This is a genomic window from Commensalibacter sp. M0268 (assembly GCF_016101925.1).
GTDB classification, from domain to species: domain Bacteria; phylum Pseudomonadota; class Alphaproteobacteria; order Acetobacterales; family Acetobacteraceae; genus Commensalibacter; species Commensalibacter melissae.
Map to the genome: position 1 here is coordinate 166466 of NZ_JACFPQ010000004.1, position 19981 is coordinate 186446.

Below are 19981 nucleotides of genomic sequence, written 5' to 3' on the forward strand. Positions count from 1 at the left end.
TTTTTTATTCTATAAAATTTTTATTCTATAAAAATTTAATTGATATTATTAGATAATATTTTAAGCAAATAATTATGGAAAATCCTCGAGCTAGAAAAATTAAATTTTTAAAAAAACATAAGTTGCCATTAGAAATAATGATTTTAATAATGAACAAAGCTTTGGAGGAAAAAAAATATGAAACAGTTTTGGAAATTGCCTATAAGACAGCACCGTATTGTCATCCAAAATTGAATGATGCAAAAGTAGAAATGACACAAATCAAAACATTAGAAGATATGTCTGAAGAGGAACTAAAAAACTTTATTGGCAAGGTCGCGTTAAAATAGTTTTATTATAAAATTATTAAAATTAATAAATGATGCAACCTTGATGAAGCAATTCTATCAAGGTTGCATAAAGGCTCTTATCTGCCAAAATGATCAACAAAACTATATTTCTCAGCAAAATAGTTGTGAATATTTTTTCCGATTGTGGCCCAATTATCACCGTTTTCTAATCCGGTTTTAATGATATTGAGTTTTGCCAAGCCATCAGCTTTATCATTATGAGGAGGATTAATAACTCTATCATGATGATTATTATTATGCTGTTGATTATTGTTATGATGTTGATGGTTATTATTGTGACCATGACCGCCAGCAACTTTTGACAATTCGTTTGTTTGTAAAATTTTCATTTGTCTATACCTTCATAAAAAATTAATAACTTCAAAACCTTAAGGTAATTTCTAATATAATACTTTTTTCTGAATGAATCAAATTTCGGTTATATAATAATTACGATTATATGATAAAATTTTTGTTAGGTGTAAAAATATAATTTATGATTTTGCAACAAAAAGCAAAAAAATTAGCCATTGAAGAACTAAAAAAACGTCATGATGCGCGTCATTATCTTTCGGCATTTACAATTTATACAAAACCGGATTATCGTGTCGGTCTTCATCTGAATTTATTATGTAAAAAACTTGAAGCAGTTGAACGTGGTGAAGTTAAAAGACTGATGGTTTTTATGCCACCGCGCCATGGAAAAAGTGAATTAATTTCAAAACGTTTTCCTGCCTGGTTTTTAGGGCGCAATCCTACAAAACAAGTCATTACAGCCAGCTATTCAGCTAAACTAGCAGATAAATTTGGTCGTGATGTTCGTAATTTAGTGACATCAAAATATTATCGAAATATTTTTTCTGATGTTGCTCTTTCAATTGATAGCAAAGCAAAGGATTTATGGGAAACCAATCATGGGGGTGTGTTTTTAACAGCCGGTATTGGTGGAAGCATGACAGGTTATGGAGGACATCTTGCTATCATTGATGATCCTGTAAAAGATAGACATGAAGCTGAAAGTCAAATAATGCGTGATAATGTCTGGGATTGGTATAAGTCTGTATTGAGAACACGAATTAAGCCCGGTGGGGCCATTATTATTGTTCAGACTCGTTGGTATGTTGATGATTTGGCGGGAAGGTTGTTATCACAGATGAAAAATGATACAGGTGAAAAATGGGAGGTTATTAATTTACCAGCTATTGCAAATGAAAATGATGTTTTAGGACGGAAAAAAGGTGAGCCTTTATGGCCTGAAGCGTATGATAGAAATGAGCTTGAACAGATTCGAAAGGCTGTGGGTGAACGAGACTGGTTTGCTTTGTATCAAGGTGAACCAACGCTATCAACTGGATCAATTTTCAAAGTCAATATGCTAAATATTATTGATGCAGCACCAAAACCAGTCCAGATTGTCAGACGTTGGGATTTTGCTGCTTCCAGAGATATTGGCAAATATGATTCTGACTGGACCGTGGGGGTAAAGATGCAACGGAATGTAGATAGTGGATATACAGTGCTTGATGTTGTGCGACTTCGTGGTTTGCTAGATGAAGTTATTAAGACTGTCAAGGCTGTCGCCAGTCAGGATGGTTTTGATGTTAAAATTGTAATTCCACAGGATCCTGGACAGGCAGGTGTGGCTCAGGTGCAATATTACCTCAAAATGCTTGCCGGGTATAAAATAAAAGCGATACGGGAAACGGGGAATAAAATTGCCAGAGCTGACCCATTTGCATCACAGGTTAACATAGGAAATGTATCTTTATTGAGAGCTAATTGGAACAGATCATATTTAGATGAACTTTCTGACTTTCCTAATGGTTCACATGATGATCAGGTTGATGCTTCTTCTGGCGCTTTTGAAGCTAATTCATTACAAAGAAAATTACCGAAAATGCCAAATTGGCAAGAAATTATGAATATTTAATTAAATTTCGTATTGATAATCAAATAAAACAGCGGAATAGCCTATAAAGCTAATTCCGCTTTGATGAACTAAAATATTTAAATGATTTAAATAACTATGATTAATAAAATTATAAAATAATCTTAATTGAAATAGTCAATGATTTTAATAACATATAATTAAACATTACTGATTGCAATTATTTTAAGACCTTAAAAAATCACAATTTTGTTATAAGCAGTAATATAATGTTAAATTTTTAAAATCAATTTAGCGTAGTTACATTTTAAATAAATTAGATTTAAATTTATAAAAACAACAAAACCGATAGTTGAACAGCGTATTAAACTTTCAATCGAGATATTTAATAATGAAAGATAAATTCGGTTATGATGAAAAAAACCAAATTAAGGAATATTAATATTCCTAGACAAAATCCAGAATTTTTTGGAAACAAACAGGATATATATACCATATCAAGTTCCAGAAGGAGTGGTTGGCGATTCTTATAATTCTGTAACTGTTAACGACAGCTTGTTTTTTAATCAATTTCATAGTTTCAATGTTGGAAATTGTCCGACGAAGACATTATTTGAAGAGGGAATTGGATTTCCCGGATATCCATATCTGGCACAATTATCCTTACGTGGTGAATATAGAATAATTATTGAAACGAGAGCAGAAGAGGCTACAAGAGAATGGATAAGGTTTAAACATATCAAAAAGGAAGGGTATGATTCATCCATTATAAATAAAATAAAAGCGGAATTTAAGCGTTTAAATATTCAAGATTTAATTAAAAAATCATTATGTACGGAAGGTTATTTTGGGCTGGTACATCTTTATATTGATTTAGAAACGGCTAATCATGATGATGAGGAAAAACAGGCGCCTTTATACCTAACTTCAAAAAAAATTAGAAAAGGTGAGCTGCGTGGATTCAAGCTTATTGATCCGACCTGGGTAACCCCTGTTTCATATGATACAACAGATCCTTTTACAGAAGATTTTTATAAGCCTTCGATGTGGTGGGTATTGGGAAAACAAATTCATGCCAGCAGGTTGATTACAATCATTTCTCAACCAGTTCCTGATATTTTGAAACCAGCTTATAATTTTGGTGGGGTTCCATTTGCTTTTATGGCTAAACCTTATGTTGATAACTGGTTAAGGACGCGACAATCAGTATCGGATTTAATCAAGTCTTTTTCAACTATGGTTTTGAAAACGGATTTATCTCAGTTATTAAGTCCTGGTTGCGAAGAATTGACGCAAAGAGCTGCCTTAATGGCGGCTTACCGTGACAATCGTGGTTTGCAGATTGTAGATAAAGAAACAGAAGAACTTACAAATGTTGCTACACCCTTGACTGGATTGGCACAATTACAAGCTCAGGCTCAGGAACATATGGCCGCAATTTCAGGTATTCCTTTGGTAAAATTATTAGGTATTACACCATCAGGTTTGAATGCATCTTCCGATGGAGAAATACGTTGTTTTTATGATAGAATTGCCGCTTTTCAGGAAACGGTTTTACGTCAACCATTGCAGAAAATTCTTGAAATTGTTCAACTGCATTTATTTGGAAAAATAGATCCAGATATCACTTTTGATTTTAATTCCTTGTGGCAATTGGACGAATTGCAGCAATCTCAAGTTAATATGAACATAGCAAAAACGATGTGTGATTATGTTTCTAATAATATTTTAAGTCTTTCTCAAATAAAAGACTTATTAGAAAATGAAGATCAATCTGCTCTGTTTTCTTTTATAAATTTTAAAAAATAGGTTTTATATAAAAAATATTAGGTGCAGTAAAATGTTCATGAATATCAAAAGTTGTATAAATCTACATTTTTTATTTTATAAGTTTTTAACCAAAAAACCCTTTTGATATCAAATATATAGGTAAAATTATGGGTAATTTATGGAACCGAACCTTGACTTTTGATGCAAAAACAATGCGTTTTGAGGACTGGAACGGACATTTACGTGTAAAAAAAACAAATTTAACCAAGGCTAATATATGTGAGTATTATAGATTCGAGATAAAAAATCATATGAAATATGGTTTGGAACCAGAACGTAAATATCGTTTTCTTCGATCACCGGATGCTTTAAAAAAAGCAGTCTTTTCTTTTAAAGAACGTCCCATTCTTTACGTGCATAAAGCCGCAGATGCGGATCAGCTTGATAATTCAAAAGTCATTGGAACGACGGGTTCAGACCCGTCTTTTTCTTATCCTTATATTCAGGCTTCAATTACGATTTGGGACGGGGATTATATACAGGCAATTAAAAACAATACACAGGCTGAATTATCTGCTTCTTACGCTTTTACACCTGTAATGGAGACCGGAATGTTTGAAAATGAGCCTTATGACGGAATGATGACGGATATTAATGTGGATCATATTGCTTTGGTTGAACAAGGTCGTGCAGGACATGATGTTAGAGTTGCAGATGAAAGGTTGAACATACAAATGTCAAAACTTAATAATTTAGGGCAGAAATTAGCTTTAGTCCTTGCTGATTTTTTAAATCAGTCAAAATCTGATAAAGTCAATTATACACAAATTACAGATGCGGTTGCCTCTGTTAGTGGTGCACGTCGCAAATATATTGGAAAGTTATTGAGAGCGGTCCTTTCTGATTGTTCTATGGCAAAAGATTGTAAAGATGGGCAACAGGCAGAAAAAGTTGTTGGTCTTGTTCATAAGATATTATCTGAAAATGATCAGAATTCATCGGTAAATGATGATGATTCAATTGATACTATATCGACCTCAGATGATGATATGAATGCATCAGGTGGTTTTGATGTTGAGGATGGCTTAATTAAAAAAACAGGACTTAAAACCCAAGCTTATGATGCAGTTTCCCTAGAACGATTAATAGAACGTCGGATCATGACAAAAGCTAAACAGGCCCAAGAAGCCAGAATTCTGGTAAAACCCTTGGTTGGTGAATGGGCTGGTACAGAAGATAGCGGGGAAGTAATTCTACGAACGGTGTTGAGTGAAGTTACAGGAAAAAATCCTCCAGAAAACATGGGATACGACCAGTTAAAATATACTGTTGATATGATACTTGCACATAAACAACAAATCAGGGCCAATGATGCTGGATATATTCGTTCCAAAGAACAGCATCGTTTTGGTGTTACACGATTACGGAGTATTTAATTATGTCTTTTCAAAATAAAGTTAACTTGAACCCTGCCCAAGGTTGGCATGGTGATTTTGCGTCTGTAAATCCACGGGTCAGTTTATTGGGTAAAGATGGGGCCTTTCAGGTTGGAGCAACAGCAATTGAGGCTGGTTCCTTTGTATGGACTGATGAACGGGAAGGATTGATTAGCAATAAAGGAAATGCAAGTCCAATTGGTTTTGTCGGACGCGAATGGGCAGGAATCAATCTTCCAGATGCACGAGAAGGAAATATGGAAATTTCTCCGGGAACAATGGTGACTGTTTTCAGTAAGGGGGAATTTATTATTGAATTATCTGAAATGATGTCCCAGGTTCAACAAGGTGAAATGGTCTATGCGTCAAAGGAAACAGGTAAAATTGTTGTATCAGATGACAAAAATGCTGTCGCAACAAATTATAAATATGCTGAAAATGCAAAGGGCGGGGATATTGTCAAAATCTCTGCATGGATTTAAGAGGAACAATTATGACCATTCAAACGAAATCATGGGTACGTGATCGAGCAATTTTGGAAAACCAATTTGGAATTCACTTGCCCAATGTTGTTGATTATACAGATAATATAAGGGTAGGGGATAGTTCGACTTCACCTGTAACAAGGGCAAATAATTCCATTCCGGGTCAATTTACGACTTATATAGATCCAAATATTATTGATGTCTTAACGGCCCCATGTAAGGCAGCTTCTATATACGGGGAAGCGAAAAAGGGGGATTGGCTACATGATACAATGATGTTTACAGTCGTTGAACCAGCTGGTGATATTGCTGCTTATGGAGATTTTAATCAAGCAGGATATAGTGTCCTTAATACCTCATTTCCCCAGCGTCAACAATTTCTGGTCCAAACTTTTGCAGAATGGGGAGATCGTGAAGAGGGTCGGGCTGCTTTATCTAATATTGATATTGCATCACGTAAAAGAATGGCGGCCGCTTTATTATTAAATCATTGGCAGAATCAGTCTTATTTTTTTGGAGTTTCCAACCTGCAAAATTATGGTGCCTTGAATGATCCCGCTTTACTACCTCCGATTGCGCCCACAATAAAAGGTTCTGGCGGTACGGTTTGGGAGAAGGCTTCAGCTAATGAAATTTATGAAGATATTCAGAAGCTGTACAGACAATTACAGGCGCAAACAAAAGGGATGATTAATCTGGACAATGCCGTTAATATGGATAGTCCATTAAAATTGGTCGTATCTAATGAGATTCAACCCTATCTGTTAAAAACAAATGAACATGGGGTAGGGGTTATGGATTTGTTGAAGAAAAATTTTCCTAATCTTATACAAGTCAGTGCACCTCAATTATCGTTAAAAGGTGGTGAATTGATTCAGCTTTTTGTAGAGAATTATCAAGGTATTGACACTATAACCTGTGCTTTTTCTGAAAAATTAAGAAGTCATGGTATTGTTCGTAAAACTTCTTCTATGGAAGAAAAATTGACACAGGGATCATGGGGGGCAATCATAACACGTCCTATCCTGATTGCGCAAATAATTGGGGTTTAAAATGGCGGAAACAGTCATAGTAGCCTGTAAATTGCCTCATGGGATTATTTTAGAAGTAGGAAAAGAAAAAGTTGAGTTAAAAGGCAGCATGCACTTGGGGCGTCCACAGACTCCTTTTTATATGGCATCCCAAATTGTAGGGTTAACAAAAATTTCAAGAGATTTCTGGGAGGCATGGGTCAAACAACATGAAAATTTTGCGCCCTACCAAAAAGGCTTCATATTTGCTGCAGATAAAAAGAAAAAAGTTTTAGATGAAGCCAAAGAAAAAGAAACATTGATGCATGGTCTTGAACCGATTGATTCTGCTAAAATGCCAAAGTCGCTGGAACAGGTGAAAGCAGGACAGGCAATATGAATTTACAATCTGATCTGAAACATCAGGAATGTGTGTTTGATTGGTCAGATTGGGCGGCAAGCTTTCCGGAATTGGAGAGTTTTTTTCGCCCTGAAACCATTTATAAAATCGCTGAACGAGCTGCCATTTATTTCAATCCAGGAAAATATAGCGTGGTATGTTGTTTAAAGGAAAAGCGTATTTTAATGAATTTGCTGGTTTCTCATCTGGTTTGTTTGCAAAAAAAACTGAAAATGGGGATCAGCTTATAGGATCAATTTCATCGGTGACAGAAAGAAGTGTTTCTCTTCATGTAGATACCAAATCTCATGCAAAAAATAAAATTGATCCTTGGTTGGCACAAACACGTTATGGATATGAATTTTGGGCTTTAACAAAAAAATATCGTAGTACTTTTTATACTAAACCCATTCCTGATCCTCGTCTGCGTATCTTTCCATAAGAGGGAATTATGACAAGGGCTAAAAATAACAATTTTGATAACAAGGAAATAAAATCCAGTTTAAAATATTATTTGCCATCATTAGACTTTAATCATTCAGAATATGAAAAGGAAAATCTTCAATTTTATTCTCTAGATCAAGACAATGCTGAAATTGATGAATCGATAGATTTAAGCAAATTTAAATTCAATGATTGCAATGCTGCTGATGATTATATGGAAAATTCTTGGACGATGCCATAGATATTAATGCTCAATCTATAATAGCTTATGATAATACTAAAGAACATAATCTAGATTATATTATTATTGGCTGTAGAATACCCAACGGTTTAGTTATTAAGGTTGATGGTCAAAACATCCTGTTACGAGGTATTCGGGATATGCTAGGTAAAGATAGCAGACGTTTTTTTGGAAATATTGGCTTTACACGTTTGCCAAGGGATTTATGGAATGAATTTTAAAATGTCATTCTAAATGGTCTCCATTAGTAAATGGGTCTGTTTTTATTGCCAGTTGTCAGGATGATTGTTCAGATGCATAGTTTCTAAGTAATTTTAATTGTATTTTGCAATAAAATGAAGATTGATTATCAATTTTATATAAAAATATAATTATTTATAGATTAAATCTATAATTTAATAAGTATATAATTTTTAAGTCATAAACATTAGTCTGTATAAATTTAAAGGAATAAGATTCTATGAAGCTTCATGATATGGTGCGAAGTATGATTGGAATTGTAAATCCTTCTATTACAGGATCGTTATTTCGTTCAAAAGGTTATATTCTAAAAGGAACTCGACAAGAGGCTGTTTATGAAGATCCTGAACCTATTGAATTGCAAGTTCAATCCTTAAAAGGCGATAAGCTGATTCATGGTCATTATGCCAGTGAACAAAATGAAAAACGTGTGGTTTATGCTAATGGACAACTTTACGGCATAGATCGTGTAAGAGGTGTGGGTGGTGATCTTTTGGAATTTCTGGGGCGACGCTGGTTGGTTGTTCAAAGATTAGAAGAGTGGGAAATGTCTGGCTGGTGTAAGGTTTTGGTCGTTGCTCAACTTGATCAACCTGAAAACGATCAAGGAGAGCTGGTTATCTATGCTGATGAATAAAATTTATTTTTTTCAATACTATACTTATAATTGCTTTCTAAAATAAAGTTTAATAACCTTGATTATAAAACAATTTAAGCAAGGGGCAATAACATGGATGTAATTGCATTATTTAAAGCGGTTATGGTCGGTTTTTTTAGTTTTATGATAGCTGTTGGTGCTGTTTTATCTGTGGTCTCGGCGATTACGAAACAATCTATTACAATGCCTAAGCATGTAAGAAAATTACCGGCTTTTTTAATGTTTGCTGTTATTTTATTGGGAGGTTGGATATTTATTTATTTGGGATTTGTCTCCCTGCCGGCAGATAATAGTGTAACGACACAACAAATGATGATGATTTATGCCTATTTGTTTGCCTTAATTCCTTCTGTTGCCTTGATGCTTGCATCTTTCGTTTATTATCTTGATGTAAGAAGTGCGGCAAAAAAAGAAGGAAAATCTTAAAATAATAACAAGTTTTCCAATCTTCATGCAAACAATTGAACCACCTTTTTAGGTGGTTTTTTTTATTCTTAAATACATTCCAAATTAAAAATTAATTATTTTTCATAAATCATTCAAACATTCGAAATCCAGGCATGCTTGAACTAAGCCTAAATTGCCTGAAACAGGGAATACTAAAATTGGTGTTCGATAATTTTATAAACCAATCCACTATGATAAGGATTACAAATTAATGTCTATACCAATTAAATAATATTGTAAGAATTAATCCAAAGGTTTTATCCGTAGGGAACAAGGGAAATGACTTATTTGGTTATGATTCAATGGAATATAACCTGGCAACAGTTTATTTTGCTGGATTTACAGATTCTGATCGTGTTGCAACTCAGCTTTATATGGCTTTATACGCTGAAAACAATACAAGTGCTGGTTTGATTGGCGCAACAATGTCGGCTGTCACTTTGGAAGAGTTAAGATCTTTTAAGGGTGATTTACAGATTGTGGTTGATAATAATGAAAAAAATATAGCTGATCCAGATTTTAGCTTTATCAATAGCTTTAGTGAAGCGGCAACAATTTTGGAAAATTTGTTGGGAGTTTCTGTTGTTTATTCATCTGGAAATCAATCCTTTATTATTACATCCGGATTAACCTGATACAATTCTTATGTAAGTTTTGCAACAGGGCAATTGGCTGATCTATTGAGACTTTCAGAAAATCAAGGGGCTAGTTTATCACCCGCAATTGAATCTCCTACACCATCAAGTGTTATTAATACTTTGAGGAAAGAAAACCTAACTTTTTGTTCCGTTTTTCTGACTTGGGAACCTGATGAGGCAGAAGCTCTAACTTTTGCAAAATGGGCGGATTCTATGAAGAATGATGTATGTGTCATTCTTTCTGATAGTTCAAATAAAGCGATAACGGCCAATACCGGAACTTCATTTGCCGAAAAGGTATACTCAGCAAATTACGAGGGTGTTGTATGTGTTTATAACAGTCTTGAACTTTGTGCTTTTATCGCAGGTTATCCTGCGGCATGGGATCTTGAAAAAACCGATGGACGATATAATGCCGCTTTTCGTCGTAGCAGCTTATTAAAAGCCAATGTAACGAATGAAGACATTGCCTTGGCACTTAAAGCGAATGGTTATAATTTCTATGGCGTGTGGGCATCAGCGTCAAATGATTTTGTCTTTATGATGGAAGGTAAAATTTCAGGACAGTATTTATGGTTGGATAGCTGGTATTGTCAGGTATGGATGCGTCGTTATTTTCAAAATTGTTTTATAAAAACCCTATTAGCCAAAGGACAGATTCCATATAATAATGAAGGTAAGGGAATTTTAAGTGCGGCAATCAAACCCGCAATTGATGATTTTATTAAGTTTGGTGCAATACGTTCTGGTATTTATTTATCTGAAGATCAAACACAAAGTCTTAAACAGGCTGGTCTTAATTTATCTCAAATCAATAATATAACGGCTGTGGGTTATTATCTGAAAATTGATATGGGTAATGTAACATTACAAACCCGCGTTCGTCGTGGTTCGCCCCCCATTAATTTTTGGTATACCGATGGTCAATCCGTTCAACAAATCAACATGAACAGCATAGAGTTACAATAAAATGGCAATAAATAGAACAATTACATCAATTAATACAAAATTAACGCTCATTGCAAGTAATCCATGGGTAAATAATAATATAGCGGATAAAGTTGGTTTGGGATCAACAGCATCAGGTTTTGTTTCACCCTTGATAGGCGTACCATTAAGCTTGGAGGGGTTGACGTCAGATTCACCGTTCAAATTTTCCTCGAAAAGTTTAGTTGAAACAGTAACATCTTTTGAAGGTACTGTTTATGGAGGTTATTTGCCTGATGCGCATCAAGTTGAGCTGGAAATTAATTTTGTCGCAGCTTCCAGTTCTTTGGCAATTTTGCAATCATTGGCAAAAGTAATGCAGGTTCAAAGGGAAGCCTTGAAATTTAATGGAACAATGATTATTCCATCTTTAGGTAAAAATTATAATTTGAATAATGGCTATCTGACTCAATGGCAGGCTATTCCCAACCATCAAAAAACATTAAGTGCCGTTCCTTGTAAATTTATTTTTGAATCTGTTGATGAAACTGTAGAGGTCTAAGTTTATGGCACGTCGCTCAGTTGAATTAAAAATCCAAGAACCTGGTCGTGATCAAGGTAAATTATTTAAAATCACCGAAATGTCTGCTTTTGATACAGAAGAATGGGCTGAACGCTCGATTAATGCGATTTTAAGAAATGCTAATAAAGAGGATATATCGTTTTTAATACCTTTAGTTTACACTTATGTGCAAGAAGCAACAATAGAATCAAGTTATGAAGAGTTAATGGAGAAAAATGATGAAGGAATGGTAAAAATTCAACAAGCTACTGAAAAATTAGCTGTATATTTGTCTTCATTGTTTTTCAGTTTGCCTTATGATGATTTAAAAATTGTAGTTAAACCCTTGTTTGATTGCTGTAGTATTTATTTGAATCCTGGTCAAAATGATTTGGTAGAGCCAATTTTGAATAATCCTAATCATTATATTGAAGAAGTTTCTACTATTATCGCTTTAAAACGGGAGGCATTTAAGTTACATACGGATTTTTTTACGAGAGACGCCAAGCGGTACTTAGACCTTTTCATAGTTTCGATGGAGCAATTACAGAGCAAAAAGGATATCGATACTACCCAAACATCCCTCAATCAATCGGAGAGGTGATTACTTCAGGTTTTGCTACGCTAAAAGAATTACAATCTGTTTATAGCGTGCGAGATTTGTACCAATTTTTAGAAATAATTTTAATTAATCAATATAATGAAATGATAGCTTCCGAATACATTAAACGGAAGAGTGAAATTGATGAAGTTCTATAGCCATTGCTATAATTTAAGGAAAAATAGGTATGGATAATTCTAATCAACCAGATAATCAGGTACAACAATCCTTGTTGGATTCAGTTGCAAAGATGGATCAGGCATTAGAAAAATTTTCTTTAGCTTTTTCTACACATTCATCAGATAATCCGGAATCTTCATCAATCCTTTCAACAAATTTACAAATCATAATTGATAATCAAAATTCTGCGAATGAAAAACTTGATAACTTAAATCAGTTGAATAATTTGTCTAAATTAGGAAAGCTCGATAAACTTGATGATTTAGATATTTTGAAAAATTCATTATATGAAAAGTCTGATCATAATGGAAAGGGAGAATCATTTCTTGCTGCGGTAAGCAAATTAGAAAATTCTTTTGATAGTTTTAAGGGGGCAATTTCCGGACTGGCAGATCGTTTCTTGACGATAAGGGACATAAGTAATATTACAGATGATAATAGTGCAATGCAACAAATGGCTAGCATGACAAATTCATCTGTATTGGATGTTTATCAAGCTGTGAATGTTGGTAATCGTTATGGGGCGAATAAATATGAAAGTTTGATGTTTTATAAAGAAATGGCGAATATAAATTCTGCCATTTCCACCAATAAAACAAATAGTTTACTTAATTATCCAGAATTACAAGAATTAGATAAGGTAGCTCCCAGTCAGCGAGTTTTACAAAGGGGTGATGACAAGGGGCATAATTTTACTGCACTTGAGCGCTTGGAAAATATTCGTAAGGCTTTAGCCACTTTACAAAAAGTTAATCCGGATCGTGCAAATATTATTGCTAGAAAATTGGCTCATGACAATGTTCATATTTATGATCAATTGACTGCGCCTGAACATGATATTATTGATGCCAAATTAAAAAGAGTTCAAACCCATGGATATCAAAATATATTTTTAGAAGAACAAAAAAATTCTAATTTAGAAGGAAATAACGAAACCAATCAAATTTTATCAGAAGCGTCAAACGCTAGTGCAAAATTAGATAATATTAAAAATCAAAATAACTTATTAGCAGCTGAAAAATCCGCCGGTTACGTTATAAATAAATCGAATTTGGAAAGTGATTTATTAAAAAGGCATGGAGATACAATCGCTTCTGCAAAATCAAAGATAGCTATTACAAATGATGTTAATGATAAGATTGATCTATTAAAAACTGTTTTTACCGCGGTTATAAGTTTTGTAGCAACAATTGCGACATTTAAAGGATTTTTAGGAAAAGGTGGTTCAGGATTGGCAAATATTGCCAAATCCTTACTGAAGAATGGTAGTAAAGCTGACAAATTTATTTCTAAAATACCTGAAATTGGTGCTATAGGTAAAAAAGCTAGTGGATTAGGTAAAATATGGAATAAAGTTTCTGGTATAAGTGCTGTCAAAAAGGGAACTGGTTTCGTTATAGGGAGTATTGGTCATACAGCTTTGAAAATTCTGGGAATATTCGGATTAACTGGAGGAGTAAAGGCTGTTGGGGATGAGTTAGAGCATGTTGTAACTAAGATTCCTCATTTTGGTAATGCTGGTCGCATGATGGGAAAAGTTGCAGCTTTTGGTGCACGTCATATATTACCTAAAATAGCAGGTTTATTTGCTGGGCCTGCTCGGTGGGCTTTTGATGCGGTGTCATTAGGTTATGATTTGTATAGTTTGTATAACTACATGACAAGTAAAAATAGTAAGGCTGCATCTCCTTCTTTGAAAAAACCAATACTCGCTTCTTCTAAGGTTAATCAGTCAGGCAATACCATCGCGGCGGGTATGGGTGGTACAGCTGTTGGAATCGAAGCATATAAAGCCTATCAAGGTACGATTGGTAATTCACAAAAACATTCTTTATCATCAGGTAATGATAATGTTCAAATGAGTAAACTACTGGCAAATGATGGACAAATAAATAAGGTTAATCCTTCTTTTAATAAGATAATGAATTGCATGACTAATAATAATCAACAATATCGAATTAACATTATTGTACAACCCTCAAGTGCTGATCCCATGATGATAGCACAACAGGTAAAACAGCAATTGAGCCTTAGTTTTCCATTTTCTAACGCGGTACAATCTTACAAAGCTATCAATTGTTGAAAATTTACTTATTAAAAAACGAAAAAATATAATCTTAATTTTTATTTATTCAAGATAATTTTATAATATTTATAAATATTCTTTTAAATTTAAATAATTTATTTGTTGGTTCTAATTTAAAAGGGCCTCGATATTGGAGGATGTTATGGCTATAAAAATAGGGGCTGATAATATTTTGTCCTCTTATGCCCAGAGTGCTGGGTGGAAGCTATTAAATCAATTGGTTAATACAGATTCCAAATTCGGTTTTTTCGATAAAAATGGAAATCCATTTTATGAAACCGGATTAAAAAAAAATGAAATAAAAATCTTAAATAAAACATTAAGTTTTTCTATGGGCAATAATGTAGCCGAGGCAGGGGTTATTTATTTAAAGTATAAAAAAGAATATAAAACTTCAACTGCACCTGTCGAAGGTGGAAAAGTTGTCGCATATAATCTGGTAGAACAACCCAGAACGGGACAAGTCACTTATGTTTCAACAGGAACTCAAAAACAACGGAAATTATTTGAGGATGCTTTGGAACATGCTAAAAATTCTACAAATGTATATATTTTGCATACAGCGGAACGTTTGATTAACAATGTTAAAATAACTGCTCATTCTGTTGAACGAAATTCATCAAAAGGTTTTCAACTTGTACGATACTTAATTGATTTTCAGGAAATTATATCCACACCAAAGAATATTACCATTAAAAATGCGCTAGCCTATTCTAACGACAGTGTAAGTCAGGGAACAATTCAACCTCATGCTTTAAATGGTAATCAGAAACAAGCGGCTAACAAAAGCCAAAAACCTTATTAGTAGGATTGATAGGTAATAATACGAAATGCAACTTATACAGATTTCACCTATTGAGGCTCAGCAGTTTATTCTTACTCTTGAGGGAATGGATTATCGTTTTCGCCTGTTGGATAGAGGAAATGTTGGTGTGTTCCTTGATGTTTATTATGGTGCAGTACCATTATTAACAGGAATTTTATGTCTGGATCGGGTTCGATTAATCCGTTCTGCTTATCTTGAATTTCTTGGAGATTTAATGTTTGTTGATCAGCAAGGTTTTAATCATCCATTTTATAAAGATTTTGGTAATCGTTATTTGCTTTATTATCTCGAAAGTGGAATTGATGATGGGATAGGTATATAATGCTATCATCCTATGAAGAGAAAATTACTGTTATTGGTCATCGTCCTACTTTTACTACCTTTCATAAACGTTATTTAAAATTTGAATTTGTAATGGGAGTGGATAAAAATAAACGACAAAAAACGTTTGCAGATGGAAAATTAATTCTTTCGGTCGAACATCTTAAAGCGAAAGTTTCTATTAATTATCAGGGAGGGGAGAGTCTTCCAGAATGTCAATGCACGATTTATAATATGGATGAGCATTGGATCAATCAATTATCAACATTGGGTCAATATAAAAAAGAGTCAAATGGGTTTGGCAATTATTTGATCATATATGCAAGTCTGGAAAACAGTTCCGATAAAAAAATTATATATAATAAAATATTTGAAGGCGGTATAACAGTTGCTTATGCAGATTATGGCAGTGCACCTGATCTTGCTTTCCATGTGAATGCAATGGTTGCAGCAGGATTAAATCTGACTCCAGCTAAATCCATTTCATTCAAAAATAAAACACCTGTCGCAACTGTTGTGCAAACAATTATTGATAAATAAAATGCATCTCTACCCTATTCTAATGGGATAGGAAGATTGAGTTTTAAAAATTATGGTGTTAATGCCGTTTTAAACAATCCCAATTATCATGAAGATTTAATTGAACAAATTCGATTATGTACAAGAGATACGAAAACCCGTTTTACATTTCAGGATCAGATTTGCAAAATCTTTCCTGAAAATATGACATTAAATGATTATGAACGTAGACTAGAAACTAATGATATTAATAATGATAAGATAGAAGCTGTAGAAATTTCTTCCAGGAATATTTCTGTCAATAATGGAATGATCGGTTATCCTGCCTATTCAGATAGAGGTATCACTGTTCGAAGTATTTTTAATCATTCAATTCGATTTGGAGAGGAAATAGCTCTTAAATCAGAATATATTAAAAATGTTAATGGAGTATGGCGATATATGGTTTCATTAAAACATGAATTATCCTGTTATACACCTGATGGGCCATGGTTTACAAATATTGAATTGCAAAAAGACTTTTCTAAAAAAGATAAAAAAGGACATATTGGCTAATGATGAATCCCAACAAAGGAAATAGCGTTCTTAATACGTTATGGACTATGATGGATAATGCAATCAGTCGTGTTTTTACTGCTATGCCGGTACAAGTATTATCTGTTGATACCGAAAAACGGCTTCTTGATGTAATTCCGATGCTCGCAATGTTGGATAATGAAGGAAAGGCAGTAGATCATGCGTAAATCAGTAATATTCCCTATGCAAGACAACAGGCTGGAGATTATGGAATCATTATTGATCCTCAAATAGGTGATAAGGGCATTGTTGTTTTTGCTGCTAGGGAGATTTCAAATGTTGTTTCTAGTCGTAAAAAACATATCCCGGCAAGTTATCGTAAACATTCTATATCAGATGCCATTTATATAGGATCCCTTTTAAATGAAGAACCAAGAACATGGTTAAAAATCACTGATGGTAATCTGGAAATGGCCATTGCACCTGCGTCAAAACAATCCCCCACTACTTTCGTGAATATAAGGGATCAGGACATAGAAATATTTTTATCTAATGGTACCGATGTAAAAATAAAAGATGATAAACTTCATATCAAAGCTTCGGATATTAATATAGAAGGTAATGTCAATATAAATGGTCAGGTCAATATTTTGGGAGAAACATCCATTATTGGTGAGACTTCAATTATAGGGAACACTTTAATTACAGGTGCCGCTCAAACGACAGGAGATACTGTTATTGATGGAATTTCTTTTCTTGAACATGTTCATGGAAATGGTAATAAGGGCCAAGATACTACCCAACCTAAAAATTAGATTTAAAATTTTTAATATATTCAAAAGGTTATTTTTTATTATTAATTATCATAAATCATATTCTATTAAAAAATTAATTTGAAATATCAATAACTTTATTAACCACTCTTTTGAGTGGTTTTTTTTGAGGTTGAAAATGGAATTATTATTAACTGAGGATTGGGATTTGCTGGTTGATAGAAATGGAAATATAGCAACTGTAAATGATGGGTTTGCCATTGCTCAACAGGTTGCTAACGAAATAAAATTGGAAGAGGGTGAGGGATGGTATGATGTGAACCAGGGAACACCATATTTTGCTAAAATATTGGGGGTTAATCCAAATTGGGGATTAATTAAGAATATTTTATTGGATCGTGCTGAAAATGTTGATGGTGTTATCCGTGCTGACATGGATTTATATGTTGATAAACAAAGGGCCTTGCATGGAAACATTTATTTAATCATTGATACAAAGAGCGGGGAACAATTAAATGTCGTTTTCTGACGATGACAATATTAATGCAAGAAATATCTCACCAGTTCAGCTGAGAAATTTACCGATTGTTAAAGATGTCGACACGAACATCCCTTCATTAAAATGGGGGGGACAATCCACATCAGACCATGACAAAGAATGGGGTAATACAGGTATCATATTGCCTGAAGAGCAGGATATTCTTGCAGGCGTTATTGAAGATTTTCAGAATGCCTTTAATAATCAATTAAAGTTCTTCAATAATCAAAATGAATTTTTATTATCAACCCCACAGGGCCAACTTGCAACCTCTATGGCCGCGATAATTTTAGATCGTAACCGTTTATTGGCATATTATGTAAATCAGGTTGATCCATCTTATGCTACGGGTCGAATGCAAGATGGTATTGGTCGGATTTATTTTAATGAACGTATAAAAGCCAAAGCGACTACTGTTACCGGTATCTGTCGAGGTCAAAAAGATGTCATGATTTCGGCAGGAACTAAAGTGCAGGATGGTGATGGAAATTTATATGAAGCGGATCAAAATTATATAATTGGTGAAAATGGCACAGTAGCTGTAAATTTTGTTTGTTTGCAAAAAGGTCCAATCAATTGTCCAACGCATAGTTTACAAATGTATCAGCTTATTCCCGGGTGGGATGATGTTGATAATCCTACAGAAGGTATCATTGGTAATAATGTTGAAAGCCAAGCACAGTTTGAACAAAGGCGGCGACAGTCCGTCGCCTTAAATTCTGTAAATAGTGTGGATAGTATTATGGCAGCTTTACTGAATTTAAAAGATGGCAATGGTAGCAGTGTTTGTGAAGATGTTTACGTTGTTGATAATGATTCGGGAGGAGGTGTGAATAAAAACTGTGTTTTTTTAAAACCGCATAGTCTTTTTGTTTGTGTCTCTGCACCAGATGATGATTGGAGTAAACAATTAATTGCACAAACTATATGGAAGAAAAAACCACCGGGTTGTGATATGAATGGTGATCAAATAGTCGTCATTCAGGACCAGAGTGGGTTATATTCAACACCTCCGAAATATACTATTTGTTACGCTAATGCAAAAAGAATTCCGATCAGGTTAAAAATTACTTTAGCAAGACCACAGTTCTTACCAAAAAATGCGGTTGATCAAATAAAAACGGCAATTATAAGAGCTTTTACAGGTAATGATGGATCAAAAAAACCTAGAATTGGAAGTGAAATTCTAGCATCCAGTTTTTATGCACCTGTGCAGAGATTGGGGAGTTGGATCAGCATCATAACCTTATTTATTGGACGAGAAATTGCCAGTTTTTCGTTGGTTCAAATGAATATTGATGAAATGCCTACATTGAATAAAGATGATGTAGAGGTAGTGTTTAATGGATGAATCGGTATTTTTTGATGAAAATAAACCCCCTTTATGTCTTGATTATCATGAAACAGTTATTGCGCAATATGCCAATTCACCCCGTTTACTTGCGTTAATAAGATCATTTAGTGAGGCGATGAAAATCTGTGTTTTTTTTAGTGATTTTTATGAAAATATTTGGGATTTGAATACTGCCACAGGTAAAGGACTAGATATTTGGGGGCAGGTGGTTGGTGTTAATCGTACTGTAAAAACCCTTACGGGTTTCTTTTGGGGATTTAATGAGGAAACTTTATTATTAGCACGTCCGTATCACGATTTAACAGGTTTTAATGACTTCTTATCTTCAACAGAAGATCGTCGTACGGCTTGGGGTATGTTTCGTGATTACCAAGAGTTAGAGGGTGAAATCACATTTACAGATAAAAACTTTAAAAAGTTAATTTTCGCAAAGGCTCATGCGAACGTGAGTAATTACAATACATCAGATCTCAATTTTATTTTGATGTATATTTTTGGATACAATGAAAATGGGGAAAAAAATAATCATGAAATATATGTTCGAGATAATTTTGATATGTCGATAACTCTTATTTTAAATTGGCTGCCTAGTACTGATGAAGTGGCTATTATCATGAATGCAGGTTTATTGTTCAAACCAGCTGGGGTCTCGTTGAAGGTTGATATTCAGCCTAAATAATTAACAAATAAATATTAAAGGACAAAAAATGTCTATTCAAAGACCTGGAAAGCTTTTCTCCTCTAAATGGGCAGAAAAAGGCGAGTGTTTTGATATTGTTGAATCTGGTGCAG

At 33.9% G+C, this 19981-nt stretch carries 26 protein-coding genes and 1 pseudogene; 26 read left to right on the top strand and 1 reads right to left on the bottom strand.

Annotation, left to right across the window (positions count from 1 at the left end):
• Positions 1-74 precede the first annotated feature (74 nt).
• Positions 75-329: a hypothetical protein gene (locus H3R28_RS07945; protein ID WP_198210589.1), complete on the top strand. Its 255-nt coding sequence runs from the start codon at positions 75-77 to the stop codon at positions 327-329.
• A 77-nt stretch (positions 330-406) separates the two neighbouring features.
• Here the strand turns inward: H3R28_RS07945 and H3R28_RS07950 are convergent, their stop codons facing one another.
• Positions 407-679: a hypothetical protein gene (locus H3R28_RS07950; RefSeq protein ID WP_155566463.1), complete on the bottom strand. Its 273-nt coding sequence runs from the start codon at positions 677-679 to the stop codon at positions 407-409.
• 146 nt (positions 680-825) lie between these two features.
• On the opposite strand from H3R28_RS07950, the gene terL reads away from it, so the two are divergent.
• The 25 genes and pseudogenes from terL (at position 826) to H3R28_RS08080 (ending at position 19868) form a co-directional block, all read left to right on the top strand.
• Positions 826-2259 (top strand): phage terminase large subunit, encoded by a 1434-nt coding sequence (terL, locus tag H3R28_RS07955; RefSeq protein ID WP_198210590.1) that lies wholly within the window; start codon positions 826-828, stop codon positions 2257-2259.
• 471 nt (positions 2260-2730) lie between these two features.
• Positions 2731-4026, top strand: coding sequence for a DUF1073 domain-containing protein (locus H3R28_RS07960; RefSeq protein ID WP_198210591.1), 1296 nt, complete (start codon positions 2731-2733; stop codon positions 4024-4026).
• Between the two features lie 128 nt (positions 4027-4154).
• Positions 4155-5423, top strand: a complete 1269-nt coding sequence (locus tag H3R28_RS07965) for a DUF2213 domain-containing protein (protein ID WP_198210592.1) — start codon at positions 4155-4157, stop codon at positions 5421-5423.
• Between the two features lie 2 nt (positions 5424-5425).
• Positions 5426-5905, top strand: a complete 480-nt coding sequence (locus H3R28_RS07970) for a hypothetical protein (protein ID WP_155565058.1) — start codon at positions 5426-5428, stop codon at positions 5903-5905.
• An 11-nt stretch (positions 5906-5916) separates the two neighbouring features.
• Positions 5917-6960, top strand: coding sequence for a major capsid family protein (locus H3R28_RS07975; RefSeq protein ID WP_198210593.1), 1044 nt, complete (start codon positions 5917-5919; stop codon positions 6958-6960).
• Position 6961: 1 nt separating this feature from the next.
• Positions 6962-7318, top strand: a complete 357-nt coding sequence (locus H3R28_RS07980; RefSeq protein WP_198210594.1) for a hypothetical protein — start codon at positions 6962-6964, stop codon at positions 7316-7318.
• Positions 7315-7569, top strand: a complete 255-nt coding sequence (locus tag H3R28_RS07985) for a hypothetical protein (RefSeq protein ID WP_198210595.1) — start codon at positions 7315-7317, stop codon at positions 7567-7569. Before H3R28_RS07980 ends, H3R28_RS07985 begins: the two co-directional genes overlap by 4 nt.
• Before the next feature lie 14 nt (positions 7570-7583).
• The gene (locus H3R28_RS09090; RefSeq protein ID WP_370552838.1) at positions 7584-7760 is read left to right on the top strand and encodes a hypothetical protein; all 177 of its coding nucleotides are present in this window, start codon (positions 7584-7586) and stop codon (positions 7758-7760) included.
• A gap of 9 nt (positions 7761-7769) precedes the next feature.
• Complete coding sequence (locus tag H3R28_RS07995; RefSeq protein WP_198210597.1) at positions 7770-8003, top strand: hypothetical protein; 234 nt, start codon at positions 7770-7772, stop codon at positions 8001-8003.
• Positions 7988-8224 (top strand): hypothetical protein, encoded by a 237-nt coding sequence (locus H3R28_RS08000; protein WP_198210598.1) that lies wholly within the window; start codon positions 7988-7990, stop codon positions 8222-8224. Before H3R28_RS07995 ends, H3R28_RS08000 begins: the two co-directional genes overlap by 16 nt.
• A gap of 239 nt (positions 8225-8463) precedes the next feature.
• Entirely contained in the window at positions 8464-8880 is a 417-nt protein-coding gene (locus H3R28_RS08005; protein WP_155565061.1) for a hypothetical protein, read from the top strand.
• A 93-nt stretch (positions 8881-8973) separates the two neighbouring features.
• Positions 8974-9327: a hypothetical protein gene (locus H3R28_RS08010; RefSeq protein WP_110439481.1), complete on the top strand. Its 354-nt coding sequence runs from the start codon at positions 8974-8976 to the stop codon at positions 9325-9327.
• A 263-nt stretch (positions 9328-9590) separates the two neighbouring features.
• Positions 9591-10955: pseudogene (locus H3R28_RS08020) on the top strand (DUF3383 family protein).
• Position 10956: 1 nt separating this feature from the next.
• A complete protein-coding gene (locus H3R28_RS08025; protein WP_110439483.1) occupies positions 10957-11475 on the top strand; it encodes a phage tail fiber protein in 519 nt (172 codons plus the stop codon).
• A gap of 4 nt (positions 11476-11479) precedes the next feature.
• A complete protein-coding gene (locus H3R28_RS08030) occupies positions 11480-12079 on the top strand; it encodes a hypothetical protein (RefSeq protein ID WP_122123179.1) in 600 nt (199 codons plus the stop codon).
• Positions 12080-12263: 184 nt separating this feature from the next.
• Positions 12264-14339 carry a hypothetical protein gene (locus tag H3R28_RS08035; protein WP_198210601.1) on the top strand — a complete coding sequence of 692 codons (2076 nt, stop codon included), beginning with the start codon at positions 12264-12266 and terminating at the stop codon, positions 14337-14339.
• Between the two features lie 145 nt (positions 14340-14484).
• Complete coding sequence (locus H3R28_RS08040) at positions 14485-15147, top strand: phage baseplate protein (RefSeq protein WP_198210602.1); 663 nt, start codon at positions 14485-14487, stop codon at positions 15145-15147.
• Positions 15148-15172: 25 nt separating this feature from the next.
• Complete coding sequence (locus H3R28_RS08045) at positions 15173-15490, top strand: phage baseplate plug protein (RefSeq protein ID WP_198210603.1); 318 nt, start codon at positions 15173-15175, stop codon at positions 15488-15490.
• Complete coding sequence (locus H3R28_RS08050; RefSeq protein ID WP_198210604.1) at positions 15490-16029, top strand: hypothetical protein; 540 nt, start codon at positions 15490-15492, stop codon at positions 16027-16029. Before H3R28_RS08045 ends, H3R28_RS08050 begins: the two co-directional genes overlap by 1 nt.
• Positions 16030-16065: 36 nt before the next feature.
• Positions 16066-16563, top strand: coding sequence for a baseplate hub protein (locus H3R28_RS08055; protein WP_198210605.1), 498 nt, complete (start codon positions 16066-16068; stop codon positions 16561-16563).
• On the top strand, positions 16563-16751 hold the full coding sequence (locus H3R28_RS08060; protein WP_198210606.1) for a hypothetical protein: 189 nt from the start codon (positions 16563-16565) through the stop codon (positions 16749-16751). Before H3R28_RS08055 ends, H3R28_RS08060 begins: the two co-directional genes overlap by 1 nt.
• Positions 16752-16994: 243 nt before the next feature.
• Entirely contained in the window at positions 16995-17339 is a 345-nt protein-coding gene (locus H3R28_RS08925; protein ID WP_232351274.1) for a hypothetical protein, read from the top strand.
• 136 nt (positions 17340-17475) lie between these two features.
• On the top strand, positions 17476-17826 hold the full coding sequence (locus tag H3R28_RS08070; RefSeq protein WP_110439490.1) for a hypothetical protein: 351 nt from the start codon (positions 17476-17478) through the stop codon (positions 17824-17826).
• Positions 17813-19186, top strand: a complete 1374-nt coding sequence (locus H3R28_RS08075) for a baseplate J/gp47 family protein (RefSeq protein WP_198210607.1) — start codon at positions 17813-17815, stop codon at positions 19184-19186. Before H3R28_RS08070 ends, H3R28_RS08075 begins: the two co-directional genes overlap by 14 nt.
• The gene (locus tag H3R28_RS08080) at positions 19179-19868 is read left to right on the top strand and encodes a DUF2612 domain-containing protein (protein ID WP_198210608.1); all 690 of its coding nucleotides are present in this window, start codon (positions 19179-19181) and stop codon (positions 19866-19868) included. Before H3R28_RS08075 ends, H3R28_RS08080 begins: the two co-directional genes overlap by 8 nt.
• Positions 19869-19981 lie beyond the last annotated feature (113 nt).